The sequence below is a fragment of the Micromonospora sp. NPDC049891 genome, from assembly GCF_040660295.1.
Taxonomy (GTDB): domain Bacteria; phylum Actinomycetota; class Actinomycetes; order Mycobacteriales; family Micromonosporaceae; genus Micromonospora.
The window spans coordinates 169,010-183,857 of record NZ_JBFAML010000011.1; the positions used below are offsets into that span (position 1 = coordinate 169,010).

Sequence of the window (14,848 nt, forward strand, 5' to 3'; positions counted from 1 at the left end):
CGTCACACCTGGTGGCGCGACCCGTCGAAGGTCAGCCTCGGGCGGCACGCAGGGCGTCGTGCAGCTCCCGGGCAACCTGCGCCAGCACCGCCTCGGCCTGCGGCTGCACCGCCGCCGGCACCGTCGACTCGCTGAGCGCGGCCACCGCGTACGCCTGGCCGTCGGCATGCTCCACCACGCCAACCTCGTGTCGCAGATTGAGCAGGGTGCCGGTCTTCGACGACCAGCGGGCGGCGTCCGAGCTGAAGTCCGGGGCGAGCCGCTGACGCAGCAGGTTGTCGCCCATCAGCTCGCGCACTCGGCCGGCCACCGCCGTCGGGATCCGCGACGGGCGCCACAGCGCGTGCAGCAGCTCGACGAAGGCCCGGGCCGAGCCGGAGTTGGCCCGACCCGCGTCCAACTGCGCGACCGGGTGGCCCTGACCGGCGGTGGTCGCGGCGGCGGCAAGGGAGTGCGCGAGGTGCACCTCGTCCGGAGCGAACCGCTCGGCCGGGGTGTCGGTGAGGTCCCGGGTGGGGTGCCGGACGCTGATTCCGTCGATACCGAACCGGCGCAGCGTGCCGGCGACCGCCGACGGCGGCGTGAGGGCGAACAGCGCGTCCGAGGCCCCCTCGTCGCTGATCGCCACGCTGAGGTAGAGCAGGTCGTCGATCGCCACGGTGGCCGGATGCCGGAACCGGCTCAACCCGGTCGGACCGGGCGTGCGTACCCGCCCGGGTGCCACCGTGATCCCGGCGGCACCGTCGAGTTCCCCGCGTTCGATCCGGTCCACAGTGGCCACCGCGAGCGGCACCTTCACCAACGACGCGACGGGCAGCACCACGTCGGCGTCGAGCCCCAACTCGTCGCCGGAGTCGAGGTCACGGACCAGAAGGCAGCCGCGCAGGCCGGCGTCGCGCAGGGTCTCCCGGGCGGTGCGGAGCAGTCGACCGACCGTCACGCCGCCTCCGGTACGCCCAGGCACCGCGCCACGGCGGCACCCAACTCGCCGCGCAGCCGCTCGGCATCCTCCCGGGCACCGGCCGACACCTGGTAGCCGCGAACCGGGCGTAGCCCACCGAGGGGCCGCCAGTGCAGGCCCAGTTCGTGCGCCTCGGCGGGGGAGCAGAGCACCAGGTCGGTGCCGGCGAGCGCGTCGGCGGCGGCGTCGACCACGGAAACCGCGACCGCCACCTGGGTCGGCTGCAACCCGACGGCGTCGCGTAGCCGGGTCAGCGGGTCGCGGACGTGCGGCACGTCGTCCTCCGGTGAGATCCAGACCCGGCGCCGACGGGCCCGGCGGTCGGCCCGGGGCGCGCGCAGCGATTCCAGCCGCAGCATGTCGACATCCGGGTCGGTGCCGCCCGCGAGACCGAGCGGCACCCGCCACGCGGCCTCGTCCGGCGGTACGCAGACAAGCGCGGCCCGCACCTCGAGGCTCTGGCGCAGCCGGGCGCGTTCCGCCGGCTCGCCCCGGCGCAGCTCCAGGTTCAGGTCGTGCCGGCGAGCCTCGACCACCAGCCGGGCCAGCGACCGGGGTGCGCAGACCGCCGGCACGGCCAGCCGGAACGGACGCAGTCGGGCCCGTTCGGCGTCGTGTTCCATCGCCTCCGCCAGGTCGACGATCCGTCGGGCGGAGGCGAGCATGTCCCGCCCGAACGGGGTGAGCGTGACGCTGCGCGAGGTGCGGTCGAACAGCCGCCCACCGAGGTGCCGCTCCAGGGCGGCGACCCGTCGGCTCGCCACCGACTGCGGGATGCGGGCGACGGAGGCACCGACGGTGAAGCTGCCATGGGTGCCGACCGACACGAACGCCCGGCAGGCCGCCACCAGATCCACGCCGGCAGTCTATGCCGATTCGGCATCGGTACCGTCGTCGGTGTCTTCGACAGCATGGGGCAGCGCTGCGAACCTGGGTGCCGGTCGCCCGGACGACGTCCGCCAGACCGGCTGATCGAGGGAAGGAACCGCCGTGACCAGTACCAACCGCCGTACCCGTGCCGTCGCGTTCGCCGCCGCCCTGACGTTCGGCCTGCTCGCCGGCTGCTCTCCCGGCACCCCGTCCGCGCCGACACCGGCCGGGTCCAGCCCGTCGGCGTCCGCCACCCAAGTCACCGTCGACTTCGCCCCACTGGAGCGGGAGTTCGACGCCCGGCTCGGCGTGTACGCGATCGACACCGGCAGCGGCAGCACCGTCGCACACCGGGCCGACGAGCGTTTCGCGTACGCCTCGACCTTCAAGGCCCTCGCCGCCGCCGCGGTGCTCGCCGCGACCTCGGACGAGGAGCTGGACCGGGTCGTCACCTACTCCCGCGACGAGCTGGTCACCTACTCGCCGATCACCGAGCGACACGTCGACACCGGCCTGTCGCTGCGCGCGATCGCCGACGCGGCGGTGCGCTACAGCGACAACACCGCCGGGAACCTGCTGCTCAAGCAGCTCGGCGGCCCCTCCGGCTTCAAGCAGGTGCTGCGCGAGGTCGGCGACGAGGTCACCGAGCCGGTGCGGTGGGAGACCGAACTCAACGCGTACGTCCCGGGCGAGCGCCGTGACACCAGCTCGCCGCGGGCCCTGGCCACCACGCTGCGGGCGTACGCGGTCGACGACGCCCTCGCCCCGGAGGACCGGGCCGTGCTCGTCGACTGGCTCAAGCGCAACACCACAGGCGACAAGACGATCCGGGCCGGCGTGCCGGACGGCTGGGCGGTGGGGGACAAGACCGGCTCGGCCGACCACGGCACCCGCAACGACATAGCGGTCATCTGGCCGCCCGACCGGGCGCCGATCGTGCTCGCCGTGCTCTCCGACCGGGCCGAGCCCGACGCCGAGCGCGACGACGCCCTGCTCGCCCGGGCCGCCGAGATCACCCTCGACGCGCTGCGCTGACCCGGACAGCACGGACAGCACGGACAGCACGGACAGCACGGACAGCACGGACAGCACGGACAGCACGGACAGCACGGACAGCACGGACAGCACGGACAGCACGAACAGCGCGGACAGCGCGAACAGCGCGAACAGCGCGGACCGGCCACCAGGCGACCAGGACGGGTCGTTCTGGTGGCCGGTCCCGGTCGGTGGCCGGGGCCCGGTCCGGTCCGGGGCCGCGTTGACGGGCCGGGTGCTGACCGGTCCGGCACTGCGTTGACGGGCCGGGCGGTGGCCGGTCCGGGCGGCCGGTCAGGGAGCCGCGGCCGTGGCGGGACCGGTCAGGTCGAAGTTGGCGGTGACCGGTGTATGCCCGATCCGCAGTGACTGGGCGCCGGAGATGTCCAGGGCGTTGGGGAACCAGCGGCTGGGCGCGTATGCGCAGTCGCAGCGCAGCAGCACCCGCTGCCCGGGCAGCAGCCGCAGCTTGTAGTCGTCGCCGACGTCGATCACTCCCGTCACATCGCCGGTGCGCGCGTGGAAGGCGATGACCTGGGAGTAGCTCGGCAACTCGGCGACGGCGATGGTCCCGCTGACCGGGGTGCCCGCGACGAGCCTCTGGTCAGCGGCGGCGACTGTCGTGCCGGCCCGGACCCGCACCAGGCGCGCCTTCGTGCGGTCGGCCGTTGCGCCGGACCACTGACTGGCCAGGTAGTCGCCGGTGTAGTACAGCGGCCAGCGGTACGGCCCGAGGCCGGTCACGGTGTACCGGCCGTCCTGGTCGGTCATCGGGCCGTAGTCGCCGTACTTGGGATGCGGGACGAACGGCAGGACCAGGACGTATCCGCCGTAGACCGGCGTGCCGTCCGCCGCGCGGGTGACCCGGCCGGTGACGCTGCCCGGCGGGTCGAACCGGACCGGCGGGACGGTGACCGTCTGGCCCGGACGTACCCTGACGGTGACCCCGCGCTCCCGCTGCCCGGTGCCGCCGTGCCGACCGACCCACTGCCGGCCGTACTGCCCGCCGTCGTAGGGTTCGGCGAACAGGTGATAGCGGCCGGGCGCCACGTTGATGGCGACCAGGTCGCCACCGTCGAGCCCGGTGCAGCCGCCGTACTGGCCGTCCTGCGCCTCGCCGAGACCCACGACGGTGAGCCGGTCGCGGTCGACCGGGATCAGTGACACGCACCCCCGCACGGCGGCGCCGGTGGCCGCGTCCCGGAGCGTGGTCCGGACCTCGCCGGGCGTGCTGGCGACCGTGCTCCGACCGGCCGCCTGCCGATGGGACCCGGTCGCGGTGACGGACGTGGGCGTGACCGGCGCGGCGGCGGTGGCGCGCGGGTCTGCGGACTGCGCGAGCCCGGGGCTCGCCGTGGCGGGCAGCGGCAGGCTGACGACGAGCAGGGCGACGGTGAGTGGGACGGCATGACGTGGTGACCGCGGCATCGGCGGGATCCTCTCCACCCGGCGGACGAAACCCACTCACGGTAGCGGCTGTGACGGACCAGTCACCCTTTGTGTCGGGAGGTGGTCAGGGGATCGGCCACTCGTGGACCGGCCGGTTGCTGTGCATCAGCTCCACGTAGTGCCGGACCACCTGACGCAGCGCGTCCGGGCGGTCCAGTTGGTCGGTCGACTCCAGCCGGTGCAGCGTGGCCACCTGCCAGCTGGCACCGTTACGCCCGGTCAGGCAGCGTTGCTCGATGATGTCGAGCAGCCGGTCCCGCTCGTCCGGCTCGACACCCCAACGGTCCAGCCCGTGGTGGGCCAGTGGCAGCAGGCGGCGCAGCACCAGCTCGGTGACCGGCAGATAACCCAGACCGGGCCAGAAGACGTGGGCGTCGATGCCGTGCCGGGCGCAGGTGTTGAAGTTCTCCTCGGCGGCGCTGAACGACATCTGCGACCACAGCGGCCGGTCGGCCTCGGCGAGCGCCCGGACCAGTCCGAAGTAGAACGCCCCGTTGGCGACGGTGTCCAGCACGGTCGGCCCGGCCGGCAGGACCCGGTTCTCCACCCGCAGGTGCGGCCGGCCCCGCACCACGTCGTAGACCGGCCGGTTCCACCGGTAGATGGTGCCGTTGTGCAGCCGCAACTCCGCCAGGGTCGGTACGCCTCCGGCGGCGAGCGTCTCGGACGGGTCCTCCGGATCGCAGACCGGCAGCAACGCCGGGAAGAAGCGCACGTTCTCCTCGAACAGATCGAACACCGAGGTGATCCAGCGTTCGCCGAACCAGACCCGGGGGCGTACACCCTGGGTCTTGATCTCCTCGGAACGAGTGTCGGTGGCCTGCTGGAACAGCGGGATCCGGGTCTCGCGCCACAGCTCACGGCCGAAGAACAGCGGCGAGTTCGCGCCGAGCGCCACCTGGATCCCGGCGATCGCCTGGGCGGCGTTCCAGTAGTCGGCGAACTGGCCGGGACCGACCTGGAGATGGAACTGGGTGCTGGTGCACGCCGCCTCCGGCGTGATCGTGTCGGCGGTGACCGCAAGCCGTTCCACCCCGTTGATGGCGATCCGCAGGTCCTCACCCCGCGCGGCGAAGATCTGCTCGTTGAGCAGCGCGTAGCGGGGATTGGCCGACAGGGTGGCGGCGGTCAGGTGCTCCGGCAGCACGGTCGGCAGAATGCCGATCATCACCAGTTGCGCGCCGACCGTGCGGGCCCGCTGGTCGGCCGCGTTCAGGCTGGCGCGCACGTGCTCCTCGAACTCGGCGGTGCCGGTACCGGTCAGCCGCCGAGGCGCGACGTTGATCTCGACGTTGAACTGGCCGAGTTCCGTCTGGAAGCTCGGGTCGGCCACCGCGCGCAACACGTCGGTGTTGCGCATGGCCGGCATCGAGTCGGCGTCGACCAGGTTCAGCTCGATTTCCAACCCGGTCATCGGCCGGTCGACGTCGAACCGGGACTCACGCAGCATCTCGGCGAAGACGTCGAGACAGCGACGTACCTTGTCGCGATAGCGAGCCCGATCCTGGCGGCTGAAGGTCTGTACGCCGACTTCCTCGCCCATTGGTCACCACCCTGTCACCGCTGGTACCCCAAACGTCGCACGTCCATGCCACCTGCGGAGGTCGGGCCTGTCGAGTTGTCCGTAACATGGCGATCGTGCGTGACAAGGTGACCCGACTGTTCGTGGTGGCGGCGATCGCGGAGGCGATCTCCTGGGCCGGCCTGCTGGCCGGGATGGTGGTCAAGTACGGCCCGCCCGGCAACGAACTGGGGGTGCAGGTCTTCGGCCCGATCCACGGCGCGCTCTTCGTCGCGTACGGCGTGCTGGTGCTGGCGGTGGCGCGGGTGCACCGGTGGGGCCTGCTGGCCACGGGCGTGGCACTGGCCTGCGCGGTGCCGCCGTTCGCCACAGTCGTCTTCGAGCGCTGGGCGCGTCGGCGGGGCATGCTCGACATCACCGAACCGGCCCCGGAACCCGCTCCCGTCGGCTGACGCCGTCCCCGGCGCTGCCGCAGGCTGCGCCGTGCGCCTCAGCTGACCGCGGTGCAGGCGGCCACCGTGGCGATCACCAGCACGCCCAGCACCGCCTGCAGCAGCAGCGGCGGCCCCAGGTGCGACCACATCGTGGCCGTACGCGGCCGGAGCAACTGCCCGGTGGTGAGGTTGACGATCCGTTCGATCTTCGGTGCCAGGTCGGGATCGCCCTGGTCGCGCAGGGTCAGCTGGACGTGGTCGGCCGGATGCAGGGCGCTCTGCGGCAGGTGCCCGTGCAACTCCACCTCGTAGAGCCGGCCGTCGGCGTCCCGCAGGCGAACCGGGGTGACCAGGTACTCCGGGCCTTTCTTCAGCTCTTTGAAACTGCGCCGGCCGGTGCCGGAGCCGGCCGAGAGCAGCGCGCGTACCAGCCGGGCGAGCAGGCCGGCCACCCCCGCCGCGGCGAGCACCACCACCAGCACCGGCTGCCCCACCCGCACCTCCCGGGGATAGCCGTCCATCAGGCGCACGATCTGCGCGGTGAGGATCCGTCCGGTGGGGTGCAGGCTGCGCCGGGAATACGATGTCGTGTCCATCCCACCACCCAGAGTCCGCCTACGCCTACAGATCGTATCGATCCTCGGGGTTGAACGACGTGAATGAAAACCGGTCACGCGGTTGCCGGCAGGTGACAAGCACCGCGACGCGGGTAAGCGGTGGGCCGAGCTGGAAAGGGGTCGAGCATGCAGCTGTCCTTCCTGCGCCCGCTGTACCAGCGTCCGGGCCCGTGGTGCTCGGTTTACCTGGACGCCTCCCTGGACACCGAGGACGCGCACGCGGCGCTCGATCTGCGCTGGCGCGGCCTGCAACGGCAACTGGCCGAGCAGGGGGCGGACGAGCCGACGCTCGCCGCCATCGACCGGGTGATCCGGGGACACGACCCGATGCCCGGTGACTACGGGTTGGCCGTGTTCGGCACCCACGGACAGGTGGTGCTCTCCGAGTACCTGTCCGCCCCGCCACGTCGGGACCTGGCCGCGTACGACCCGCTGCCGCACGTGATGCCGCTGCTGGCCCAACGTGGTGAGCAGGTGGCCTGGGTGCGGGTACTGGCCGACCGGACCGGTGCCGACGCGATGTCGGTGAGCGCCGGTGGCGTGCCGCGCCGGGCGCATGTGGCCGGCCGGGAGAGCTACCAGCTGCGCCGGGTCAAGCCCGGCGGCTGGTCCCAGTCGCGCTACCAGCGGGCCGCGATGGAGGCGTGGCATCACAACGCCGGTGACGTCACCGCCGCGACAGTCGAACTGGCCGAACGGGTGGGTGCCGAGGTGGTGGTGGTGGCCGGTGACGTCCGCGCCACCGGCATGATCGCCGCCCAGATGCCGGACCGCTGGCAGGACATGGTGGTCCGTACCGACGCCGGTTCCCGGGCCGGCGGCGCGGACCAGACCCTGCTGGACGACCTGACCGTGCAGACCATCGCCGAGGTGGCCGACCAGCGGGTGAACGCGGCCCTGGACCGCTTCGGCACGCAGGAGGACGTCGGCGCCGGACTTGACGCCGTGGTCGCTGCGTTGCAGCGTAACCAGGTCGACACGATGCTGATCGTCGACGACCCGTCGGCCGACGGCCAACTCTGGATCGGCCCGGCGGCCACCGACATCGCGACCGAACCGGGTCAGCTGCCCACGGTCGCCGAACCGGAGCGGGTCCGGGCCGACGCGGCGCTGGTGCGTGCCCTGGTGGGCACCGACGCCGAGTTGACAGTGCTCGGCCCGGACGAGGCGCCGCAGCTGGTGGACGGGGTTGGCGCGGTGCTGCGCTACGTCGACCCGGTCACTCCGGGACGGGGCGGTGCCTGACCCGAGCGTCGCTGACGCGGTGGTCACCCGGCTGTCGGCCTGGCGGGTGCGGCGGGTCTTCGGCCACCCACAGGGGGCGGTCGTGTCCCTGGTCGAGGCGCTCGACGCCACCGGCGGCGACCCGGAGTTCGTACCCGCCCGCAACGCGGAGAGCGCCGCGGTCATGGCGGCCGGGCACGCCCGGTTCACCGGCCGGCCGGGCGTCTGCCTGGCGACCGGCGGGGTGGCCGCCGCGGGCCTGCTCGCCGGGCTCGCCGCCGCCCGGTGCGCCGGCCTGCCGGTGCTCACCGTCGTCGCCGATCCGGGCCCGGGCCCGTCCGACGTCGTCCGGCTCGCCCAGCGACAGCTCGCCGAGGTGTGCCATCGCCTCCGGTACGCCGACGAACCGGCTCGGGTGCCGGAGCTGGTGGACGAGGCGCTACGCGCCGCGTCGCGAGATGGCGGCCCGGTCGGCCTGGTGCTGCCGTACCAGCCACCGGACGGCGGGGCACCGGCCGCCCGGCCGGACGCCGGGCTCGACGTCCGGCTGGTACTCGACGAGCTGTCCACCCGGTTGCCGTCGAACGGCACGGTGATCGTCGACGGCACCCTGCCGGCCGCACCCCTGAAGACGCCGGCGCACGTCCTGATGGGTCCCGCCGGACCACCCGGCGGTGCCCTGCCGTACGCCGTGGCCGCGAAGCTGGCCGCCCCGGAGCGGCCGGTGATCGCCCTAGTCACCGACGAGGGGATGCGCTCGCAGGGACTGGCCGAACTGGTCACCGTTTCCCGCCAGCGGTCGGTGTGGCCCGACCCGCGACTTGTGGTGCTGGTGTTCAACAACCGGTCCGGCCACCCCCGGCCCGGGGACCTGCCGATGACGGACGACGTCCCGTACGCCGGCTGGGCCCGGTTGCTCGGCCTGCACGGAGTGCGCGTCGACCGGCCGGAGCTGGTCGGCGCGGCCTGGGACGAGGCGCTGAACGCCGACCGGCCGTGCGTGCTGGAGGTGATGACGGACGCGCTGATCCTCGGCGCGCGGAGCCGGCTCACCGCTCCGATGATCGAGGCGCAACGCCCCCTCCCGGCCCCTCACGCCACCTGACCTGCCGTCCCGACCCATCGGGGGATGCGACAACATCCGGGATGTTGCTGCCCGGCGACGGGGCCCCGGCGATGGCGGGTGGTCGGTGTTGGGGGGAAGGGGCAAGATCCCCTGATTGATGCCGCTCGGTGGGGGGATGCCCTGTTTAACCCGCATCGTGGCGGGAAGCCGGGCCGCGTGGTGAGCGATCGAGGCAAGGTGGAGCCGGGGCGCAAGGTGCGCCCGGGACTCACGGCGGCCGGGGCCGGCATGGCCGGTGACCGCGTCGTCGCCGCCGGCAGCACCGTCCGGACCCTGGTCGCGGCCACCGCCCGCGCCTTGCGCGGCAACGACTGCGCCGACCTCGGACACGCCGGGCCGGTGTCCCGCTTCGCCGGCACGCCCGACCCGGTGCGACGGGCTGCGGCGATCCGCTCCGCCGGCCGGATCGCGCTCACCGCCGGGCAGGCCGCCGAGGTCGACGCGGGGCGGGTCGCCAGGTGGTTCGTCGACCAGTACCCGCGTCGCCGGTATCCCGGCGTGCTGCTGGGCTCCCCGCACGGCGGTGTCGCACACCTGGCGGTGGCGCTGGGCATGCCCTGGCTGCCCGCCGGGTTCGAGATGATCGCGCACTGGCCGCAGGGTGCGGTGGACCGGCCGCGCGCCGCCCTGGACCACGGTGCGGCGCTCGCCGGACGGCTGCTCGCCGGCAACCCGGACCTGCACCTGCGGCAGGTGCACTGCCCGGCCAGCCGAGGTGCGCTGGCCGGGGCGACGGTGGCGTTGACCGGCCGCTGGCGGGCGCTACCGGCGGCGTACCGCAGCTTCCTGGCCGAACGGCTGGCGCCCGGCGCGCCGGTGCTGGTGCTGCGGGACACCCGGACCTGGCCGGTGGTCGACGCCGCCGACGGGCACAGCTTCCAGCTCGGCTGCCCGGCCAGTGGCCTGAACCCGGTGGACTTCCATCCCGACAGCCACGCGTTGCGACAGGTGCTGCGCTCGGCCGGCGGGGACAGCGCGCACTGGGAACCACCGGAGATCTCCGCGCCGCCCGCCGCCGCGGAGCACGGCGTGGAGTCCGGTTTCGACCAGGGCGTACGGGACTGGACCTCGCGGCACGGTCATCCGCTGCACCGCATCCTGGTGCCCACGCCGGAGGCGCTCAGCGCGGCCACCGCCGACCTGTACCGGCGCTGGTTGCGGGCCGCCGGCAAGACCGGTGACCGCCTGGTGGTCGAATGCGGCCGGCTGCTCGACCCCTGGCAGGTGCTCCGGGCCGGGCTGGTGCCGTACTGGTGCGAGAACGCCACCCGGCGCAGCGTCGAGCAGGTGGAGTGGTGGCTGGCCGGCAGCGAGTCGTTCACCTCGGTCGACGTGCTGCCGGAGCCGCCGGGCGTACGCTCACCGGCCCTGGCCGGCCTGCCGCAGTGGCTGGCGGTCGCCGGCTTCGGCCGGCGGCGTCGGGCCCTGGACCGCACCTCGGCGCGCGGCTACCCGGTCACCTCGGTACCCACCCGACGGGCCACCGAGGTGCTCAGGGCCCAGCCGTACGACCTGCCCAACCCGGCACCGCTCGCGACCTCCGAGGCGCTTGCCGCGCTGCGCGACGGCGGTGGCCACCACGGCCTGCTGATCTGTTGAGACCGGGCTGACGAAACATCCTCGCGAACCCGCGATCCCGTGATTGAGTACCTACGGAGCGGGAACACCGCCGGCTGCGACAGGCTGATCACCTTGCGTGGCACGGTGCCGTCGCCCGCTGACATCCCAGTACGTAACCCAGTCACAGGCCCGTGCGTGCCTACGCGCGTGCCCGGTGTCGGTGAATCCGGGCGGGTCCTTCCCGAGGGAGGCGCGGATGTTCGGACAGACCACCACAACCACACCACCACCCACCGATCGGGGGCTGGAGGACCTCGACGCCGCGGCGCTGGCGTACGCGGCGCGGATCGAAGGTCTGCCGCCGGAACGTCGTGGGGAGGCACGCGACGACCTGGTGCGGTTCGCGTTGCCGTTCGCGGGCCGGTTGGCCCGCCGCTACCGGGGACGCGGGGAACCGCTTGAGGATCTGGAGCAGGTGGCCCGTCTGGGGCTGGTCAACGCGGTCGACCGCTACGACCCGGAACGGGGCTCGTTCACCGCGTACGCCGCGATCACCATCGTGGGTGAGATCAAGCGACATTTCCGGGACCGCACCTGGGGTGTGCACGTGCCCCGCCGGCTGCGCGACCTGATCCTGGAGGTGGGACAGGCGACAGCGGCGCTGACCAGCGAGCTGTCCCGGGCGCCGACGGTGGCCGAGCTGTCGAAACGGCTGGAGACGCCGGAGGAGGAGATTCTCGCCGCGCTGGAGTCGGCGGCCGGCTACAGCCCGGCGTCGCTGAACGCACCGGTGGGCGGGGAGAGCTCGGCGGAGTTCGGTGACCTGGTCGGCGAGTCGGACATCGCACTGGAGTCGGTCGACGACCGGGTGACCGTCAGCGGCCTGCTGCACCGGCTGCCCTGGCGGGAGCGGCGGATCCTGGCCATGCGGTTCTACGGCAATCAGACCCAGGCCGAGATCGCCGCCCGGTTCGGCATCTCCCAGATGCACGTGTCCCGGTTGCTGTCGAGGGCGTTGACCTGGCTGCGCCAGGCGATGCTCGCCGACGCGCCGCCACCCTGGCAGAACGGTCCGGCCGAGTCCGAGGCGACCAACCAGTCGCGCGCCGCGACTCCGGTACGCGGCCGCTGACCGGAAACGTCGTCGGGGCGGCACCGACCGGTGCCGCCCCGACCCGTACGCGTCGGTCAGTTCTCCGGGGTGTCTCCGGGCCCACGCGGATGCCGCCACCGGTCGTTGGGCTGCGGGTCGCGCTGCGCGCCCAGCGGGTTGTCCTCCGGTTCGTCGGTCTCGCCGAAGCTGGGCCGGCGTACCTCCTCCGGTTCCGGCACGTCGACCGGCCGGGCGCCGGACTGCGGCGCGGGCTGGTACGCGACGGCCTCCCGCGCGCCGTGCGCTCCCTCGGCACTCGGCGATTCCGGCACGTGCGCCTCCCGGTGCATCTCCTCGCGGAACTCCTGCGGCGGCCGGGTGGTCCGCTGTGGCAGGTCGCGGCCCAGGTCGGAGACGAGTTCACCGTACTTGGCGTCGAACGCCGGGCGCTCCGAACGGATCCGGGGCATCCGGTCGAAGTTGCGCAGCGGCGGCGGGCAGGTGGTGGCCCACTCCAGCGAGTTGCCGAAGCCCCAGGGATCGTCCACCGTCACCTCGGCGCCGTAGCGCCAGGACTTCCACGCGTTCCACATGAAGAACAGGGTGGACGCGCCCAGCACGAAGGCGAAGATGCTGGAGATCGTGTTCAGCGTGGTGAACCCGTCGGTGGGCAGGTAGTCGGCGTAGCGCCGGGGCATGCCCTCGTTGCCCAGCCAGTGGTGCACCAGGAAGGTGCCGTGGAAGCCGATGAACATGCTCCAGAAGTGCAGCTTGCCGAGCCGCTCGTCGAGCAGTCGCCCGGTCATCTTCGGCCACCAGAAGTAGAAGCCGGCGAAGAGCGCGAAGACCACCGTGCCGAAGACCACGTAGTGGAAGTGGGCCACCACGAAATAGCTGTCGTGGGTGTGCCAGTCCGCCGGCGGGCTGGCCAGCAGCACGCCGGTGAGCCCACCGAGCAGGAAGGTCACCAGGAAACCGATGGCGAACAGCATCGGCGTCTCGAAGGTGAGCTGCCCCTTCCACATGGTGCCGATCCAGTTGAAGAACTTCACCCCGGTGGGCACCGCGATCAGGTAGCTGAGGATGCTGAAGAACGGCAGCAGCACCTGGCCGGTGGCGAACATGTGGTGCGCCCACACCGTCATCGACAGCACGGTGATCGCGATGGTGGCCAGCACCAGCCCGGTGTAGCCGAAGATCGGCTTGCGGGAGAAGACCGGGATCACCTCGGTGATGATGCCGAAGAACGGCAGCGCGATGATGTAGACCTCGGGGTGGCCGAAGAACCAGAACAGGTGCTGCCAGAGCATCGGTCCACCGGTGTCGGGGTTGAACACCTGCGCGTCGAGCAGCCGGTCGGCGCTCAACGCCAGCAGCGCGGCGGCCAGCAGCGGGAAGACCAGGATCACCAGCACGCTTGTGAACAGCATGTTCCAGGTGAAGATCGGCATCCGGAACATGGTCATGCCGGGTGCGCGCAGGGTCAGGATCGTGGTGATCAGGTTTACCGCGCCGAGGATGGTGCCCAGACCGGACACCACCAGCCCGATCACCCACATGTTCGCGCCGACGCCGGGGGAGTGCTCGACGGTGCTCAGCGGGGTGTACGCGGTCCAGCCGAAGTCGGCCGAGCCACCCGGGGTCAGGAACCCGCCGACCACCATCAGTCCGCCGAACAGGTAGAGCCAGTAGGCAAGCGCATTGAGTCGGGGGAACGACACGTCCGGTGCGCCGATCTGGATCGGCACGATGTAGTTGGCGAAGCCGAACGCCGCCGGGGTGGCGAACAGCAGCAGCATCACCGCGCCGTGCGAGGTGAAGAGCTGGTTGTACTGCTCGGGCGCGAGAAACTGCAGACCTGGCCGGGCCAGCTCGGCGCGGATCAGCATGGCCTCGATCCCGGCCAGAATGAAGAAGCCGAACGAGGTCAGCAGGTACAGCAGGCCGATCTGCTTGTGGTCGGTGGTGGCCAGGAACCTGACCAGCTTGCCGCCCGGAAGCGGCCTGCGCAGCGGTCCGGGATAGCCGCCGAACCGGGCCGGGGCGAGAATCGCCGGCCCTCGGTCCTGTCCGGGTTCGGTGGTTACCCGCTTGGGCATGAGCGCTCACCCCGCTGACGACGGAAAGGACGGGCGTGGCTACCCACCCCGCCGACCATGTAACCAGGCGAGAGCGGTAATTTCGGTCAATTCGCCGGGAGTGTGGCCCAGACGGCCTTTCCGTCGCCGGCCGGGGCGCTGCCCCAGCGGTCGGCAAGTTCGCGTACCAGCAGCAGCCCCCGGCCGCCCTCGTCGCGCTGCCCGGACTCGCCGGGGTGAGCCGCCGCGCTGCTGCCGTCGACCACGGCCAGGTGCAGCCAGGGCCGCCGCAGGGTCACGATGACCTGCATCGGGGTGCCCGCGTGCCGGACCACGTTGCCGACCAGTTCGCTGAGCACCACCGAGGCCGGGCCGACCGCCTCGGGCAGGTTCCAGCGGGCACACGCGTCAGCCACCAGTTCCCGGGCCCGCCGGCAGGCCGCCGCGACCGGATCCAGCCGCAGTCGCAGCCGGGTCACGGCCGACGCGTCGGCCACCCGGCTCGCCTCGTCGCAGTTGTCCCGCACCGGCACCACCCGACAGGCCGTCGACCCGCCCAGCAGCGCGGCGGCCTCCGGGTGCGGCGCGCAGAGCACCAGCGGCACGACCGGCCAACCCGCGGCACGGCGCGCCACGGCGGCGAAGACCGACACCGCCAGCTGCTCCCGCACGTCCAGCTCGGCCAGGTCCACCACCAGCGCGTCGGGCTGCCGGGCCAGACATTCCTCCAGGAACGCGTACACCTGACGCATCGAGATCATGTCGAGGGTGCCGGCGAGGCGTACGACGGTGACGTGAGCTCCGTCGTCTACCTGGCAGGTGATCCGGCTCGCCATCTCCACCCTCGTCTCGGCGCTGTCCGCAGAGCCTGGCAGGTAC

Annotated in this window: 13 protein-coding genes; 6 read left to right on the forward strand and 7 right to left on the reverse strand. The window is 72.6% G+C overall.

What is annotated here, in order from left to right:
• Positions 1-31: 31 nt before the first annotated feature.
• Together AB0I71_RS17015 and AB0I71_RS17020 are read right to left on the reverse strand one after the other, a co-directional pair.
• Positions 32-940: a serine hydrolase gene (locus AB0I71_RS17015; RefSeq protein ID WP_357585556.1), complete on the reverse strand. Its 909-nt coding sequence runs from the start codon at positions 938-940 to the stop codon at positions 32-34.
• Complete coding sequence (locus AB0I71_RS17020; protein WP_357585558.1) at positions 937-1,818, reverse strand: LysR family transcriptional regulator; 882 nt, start codon at positions 1,816-1,818, stop codon at positions 937-939. The genes AB0I71_RS17015 and AB0I71_RS17020 overlap by 4 nt, the downstream gene beginning before the upstream one ends.
• A 193-nt stretch (positions 1,819-2,011) precedes the next feature.
• On the opposite strand from AB0I71_RS17020, the gene bla reads away from it, so the two are divergent.
• Complete coding sequence (gene bla, locus AB0I71_RS17025) at positions 2,012-2,866, forward strand: class A beta-lactamase (protein ID WP_357585619.1); 855 nt, start codon at positions 2,012-2,014, stop codon at positions 2,864-2,866.
• Between the two features lie 294 nt (positions 2,867-3,160).
• Here bla and AB0I71_RS17030 read toward each other — a convergent pair whose 3' ends face one another.
• Both AB0I71_RS17030 and AB0I71_RS17035 read right to left on the reverse strand, forming a co-directional pair.
• The gene (locus AB0I71_RS17030; RefSeq protein WP_357585560.1) at positions 3,161-4,294 is read right to left on the reverse strand and encodes a hypothetical protein; all 1,134 of its coding nucleotides are present in this window, start codon (positions 4,292-4,294) and stop codon (positions 3,161-3,163) included.
• Between the two features lie 85 nt (positions 4,295-4,379).
• Positions 4,380-5,858, reverse strand: a complete 1,479-nt coding sequence (locus AB0I71_RS17035; RefSeq protein ID WP_357585562.1) for a glutamate--cysteine ligase — start codon at positions 5,856-5,858, stop codon at positions 4,380-4,382.
• An 86-nt stretch (positions 5,859-5,944) separates the two neighbouring features.
• Between AB0I71_RS17035 and AB0I71_RS17040 the strand changes: the two genes are divergently transcribed.
• The gene (locus AB0I71_RS17040) at positions 5,945-6,289 is read left to right on the forward strand and encodes a DUF3817 domain-containing protein (RefSeq protein WP_357585564.1); all 345 of its coding nucleotides are present in this window, start codon (positions 5,945-5,947) and stop codon (positions 6,287-6,289) included.
• Positions 6,290-6,327: 38 nt separating this feature from the next.
• Here the strand turns inward: AB0I71_RS17040 and AB0I71_RS17045 are convergent, their stop codons facing one another.
• Positions 6,328-6,867 carry a hypothetical protein gene (locus tag AB0I71_RS17045; RefSeq protein ID WP_357585566.1) on the reverse strand — a complete coding sequence of 180 codons (540 nt, stop codon included), beginning with the start codon at positions 6,865-6,867 and terminating at the stop codon, positions 6,328-6,330.
• Between the two features lie 147 nt (positions 6,868-7,014).
• On the opposite strand from AB0I71_RS17045, the gene AB0I71_RS17050 reads away from it, so the two are divergent.
• From AB0I71_RS17050 to AB0I71_RS17065, 4 genes are all read left to right on the forward strand, one after another.
• A complete protein-coding gene (locus tag AB0I71_RS17050; RefSeq protein WP_357585568.1) occupies positions 7,015-8,133 on the forward strand; it encodes a Vms1/Ankzf1 family peptidyl-tRNA hydrolase in 1,119 nt (372 codons plus the stop codon).
• Positions 8,126-9,217 carry a thiamine pyrophosphate-binding protein gene (locus AB0I71_RS17055; protein WP_357585570.1) on the forward strand — a complete coding sequence of 364 codons (1,092 nt, stop codon included), beginning with the start codon at positions 8,126-8,128 and terminating at the stop codon, positions 9,215-9,217. Before AB0I71_RS17050 ends, AB0I71_RS17055 begins: the two co-directional genes overlap by 8 nt.
• 249 nt (positions 9,218-9,466) lie before the next feature.
• On the forward strand, positions 9,467-10,837 hold the full coding sequence (locus AB0I71_RS17060; RefSeq protein WP_357585621.1) for a hypothetical protein: 1,371 nt from the start codon (positions 9,467-9,469) through the stop codon (positions 10,835-10,837).
• A 217-nt stretch (positions 10,838-11,054) separates the two neighbouring features.
• Positions 11,055-11,930, forward strand: a complete 876-nt coding sequence (locus AB0I71_RS17065; RefSeq protein ID WP_357585572.1) for a SigB/SigF/SigG family RNA polymerase sigma factor — start codon at positions 11,055-11,057, stop codon at positions 11,928-11,930.
• Between the two features lie 56 nt (positions 11,931-11,986).
• Here the strand turns inward: AB0I71_RS17065 and ctaD are convergent, their stop codons facing one another.
• Positions 11,987-13,990, reverse strand: coding sequence for a cytochrome c oxidase subunit I (ctaD, locus tag AB0I71_RS17070; RefSeq protein WP_357585574.1), 2,004 nt, complete (start codon positions 13,988-13,990; stop codon positions 11,987-11,989).
• An 86-nt stretch (positions 13,991-14,076) separates the two neighbouring features.
• Positions 14,077-14,805, reverse strand: coding sequence for an ATP-binding protein (locus tag AB0I71_RS17075; protein ID WP_357585576.1), 729 nt, complete (start codon positions 14,803-14,805; stop codon positions 14,077-14,079).
• Between the last annotated feature and the right edge of the window lie 43 nt (positions 14,806-14,848).